Genomic DNA, 2,619 nt, shown 5'->3' on the forward strand with positions numbered 1-2,619 from the left:
TCGCCGGAGCGTGAATTTCTCTATATTGACGAACTGGAGCGCGAAACCGTCTGCAGGGCGCGCGGCTGTCACGGCGGAGTGCGGCTCTCGATGGTGCGGCTCGACGAGCTGAGCGGATTCGTCGGCGGCCTGGCCTAGCGGTGAAAACCGCTACGCTTCCGTTGATCCTATCGCTCAAATTGACCGGCGGCCTCAGGTACCGCGTCCTCGCGATGTTCCCAGCAAAACCAAATCGTCTGTTTCCCGCGCGGAAAGCCCCAGCCGCCCCACTTCGTGCATCCCGGATGCTCGCAATAGTGTTCGTGGATCCCTATCGCGCGCGACGCCGCGACCGGCTGTGATGAAGGATCGTCGCTCATCTGTCAGATCCCGTACGAGGTTCGCATGTCGATTGGCGTGATCATCTCGTCGCCGCCCTTGTTCTTGCTCGAATTCACCTGGCGATCGACGCGATAGAATTGAAGCTGGCCGTCAAGATCGTGCGAAAGCAGAGCCTTGGCCTCGCCCGCCGGCGTCCTTGGATCCAGCCATGCATCGTAGACCTCGGGAGCGAGGATCACCGGTTGCCTATCGTGCAGACTGACCATCGGATCTTGGGCTGCGGCGGTCAGAATCGTGCAGCTGGTGATGCCGAGATTGTCATTGCGGGCCCACAGTCCGGCGAACGAGAATGGCCGATGATCTGGCAGAAAGATGTGCCAAGGGTCACGCCCTTTGTCGGCAGGGCTCAGCGTCCATTCGTAGAAGCCATCCGCCGGGATCAAACAGCGTTTCGATTTGAATGCATCCTTGAAGGCGCCGGATGTGTCAGCCGTCTCCGAACGTGCATTGAACATCGCCCCTTTCGGCATCTCCTTCGCCCACCAGGGCACGAGCCACCAGCGGCCCTCGCGCAGCTTGTGGTTGCCGTTCTCACCGGCGGTAACGAAAACAACATCCTCAGTGGGTGCGATGTTGTAGGCCGGCGCGTCGTTGCGCTGCCGCTCCCAGTCCGTGGTGAGCCGGTAGAGCCGGTGAATTTCGGACCAGGACAGATATCGAGTGTAACGACCGCACATGATCTAATCCCGTAAGATTTCCGGCACCCTTAATGGGCCGCTTTCCAGAATCCGCTTGTATTCATCCTTCCGGTGCCATGCACCTCGTGCCCGACCATTCTCGCGATCGCGCTTCGGATCGAACATCACACCGCCGAAATGATCCCTGAAGGGCTCTGCGGATGCAAGATTGGCAAAGCAATGGAGGCGATAATGCTCCTGCTTGGCGTTCGGCCAGACTGCCGTGACGTGTCGCGTCACATGGTGGAGACCGCGTGTCTCGCAAAACTCCATGATCAGGGTCAGGTTGTGCATGCAGCAAATGTCGTCCGGCAGCGCCACCTGATATGGGTAGGCGCGGTCGATCGCCGAGTAAGATAGCTCACCCATCCTCCGACCCGGCATCAGTCTCGATCTCCCATCTCTTGTGATGCCACTGCCGGCTGAAGCCTGAGGAGACTGCGACCCGAAAATATTGAATCTCGCGCTCCAGGTAGGCGACCTGGACGATCAATGCGCGAACCGCGGCTCTCGCGTCGCCGTCACAGGAGACGATGACGGCGTCGACGTCGCGCTCCAGATCATCATCCTGGTCGGATAATTTCTCGGCATGCATCAGGCCGCCTAGTTCGAAGCCATGGGGCCGTCGTAATGGATCTTGATGAGCCCCGGAACTGCTGCGGCGATCTGTTCGATCTGGCCTTCGAGATAGCCGTTGTGGAGCATCGCAGCCTTGAGAGCTTTCAGCATGTCGCCGCCGTGGCGTGCAATCAGCTTTTCGGCCGCATTCTGCAGTTCGACCTCCTCAGCCACTGTCAGGGGAGTTTCCTTGTACATTGGGCACCTCTCTTTCGTGCGCGTGCCATAGTGAACAAAATAAGAACAAAAGAGTCAAGTCGGCCGAACCCCTTCATGTCATGGTCAATCACCATCCTTTCGTCTTCGCTGCTCACCTCAGCCGTCAAGAAGCCGCGCCCTGCTAGGCAGGGCGCGGCGCCGTCGGTCACTTCGGCTTGTTGTCGTTGTCTGCTTTTTCGTCGAACTGCACCTGATAGCTCACCTCGAGCTTGGCGAGGAACGGAAGCGAGAAGCCGACAGAGATCTTCAGCTGGCCCCTATGGGACAGTTTGGCGATTTGCCGATTGATGTACAGACGAAGGCGGCGGCCGGTCCTCTGGCAGAAGGTTACGAGCGTTTTCATGAGGTAGATCCTCCAAAGTGGTTGTGCGCAATCGCGAAGCTCGAATACGGCTGGAGCTGCCAAGTGCATCGCGTCAGCGGTCGCAACGGAGCGAAGCGGAGAGGAGAACCCTTTTAGGGTTGCACCCCCGGGCAGGGCCTGCCGTATCATGCGCAGCATTGAGATTGCGGACTGCCACTTTGGAGCTGCCGGAAAACGCGGCCTTCGTAGCCGGCCGCTTTCGGCCTTATCAATCGGCAAATCGCGAACCGGCCGTCAGGCCGGTTCTCCGTCGACTTTTCGCTGGAGTGAGCGAGGAGATGGCTGCGGGGTTCGACTGCCGACAACGACAACAAGCCGAAGCGACTAGCCGAACCGCGACGCGGGGCGGCGGTCGTGGTG

The 2,619-nt window shown here is 59.6% G+C and carries 5 protein-coding genes; all 5 read right to left on the reverse strand.

The annotated features are described in order from the left end of the window. Window positions 1-362: 362 nt before the first annotated feature. On the reverse strand, window positions 363-1,058 hold the full coding sequence (locus tag E5X88_RS33360) for an SOS response-associated peptidase (RefSeq protein WP_292168512.1): 696 nt from the start codon (window positions 1,056-1,058) through the stop codon (window positions 363-365). Between the two features lie 3 nt (window positions 1,059-1,061). Continuing rightward, a complete protein-coding gene (locus E5X88_RS33365) occupies window positions 1,062-1,352 on the reverse strand; it encodes a hypothetical protein (RefSeq protein WP_292168514.1) in 291 nt (96 codons plus the stop codon). 67 nt (window positions 1,353-1,419) lie between these two features. Beyond that, window positions 1,420-1,653: a hypothetical protein gene (locus E5X88_RS33370; RefSeq protein WP_128345092.1), complete on the reverse strand. Its 234-nt coding sequence runs from the start codon at window positions 1,651-1,653 to the stop codon at window positions 1,420-1,422. An 8-nt stretch (window positions 1,654-1,661) separates the two neighbouring features. Then, complete coding sequence (locus E5X88_RS33375; protein WP_292168517.1) at window positions 1,662-1,874, reverse strand: hypothetical protein; 213 nt, start codon at window positions 1,872-1,874, stop codon at window positions 1,662-1,664. Between the two features lie 166 nt (window positions 1,875-2,040). Continuing rightward, window positions 2,041-2,238, reverse strand: coding sequence for a hypothetical protein (locus tag E5X88_RS33380; RefSeq protein ID WP_292168519.1), 198 nt, complete (start codon window positions 2,236-2,238; stop codon window positions 2,041-2,043). Window positions 2,239-2,619 lie beyond the last annotated feature (381 nt).

Origin of the sequence: Mesorhizobium sp., assembly GCF_004962245.1 — a bacterium.
GTDB lineage: Bacteria > Pseudomonadota > Alphaproteobacteria > Rhizobiales > Rhizobiaceae > Mesorhizobium.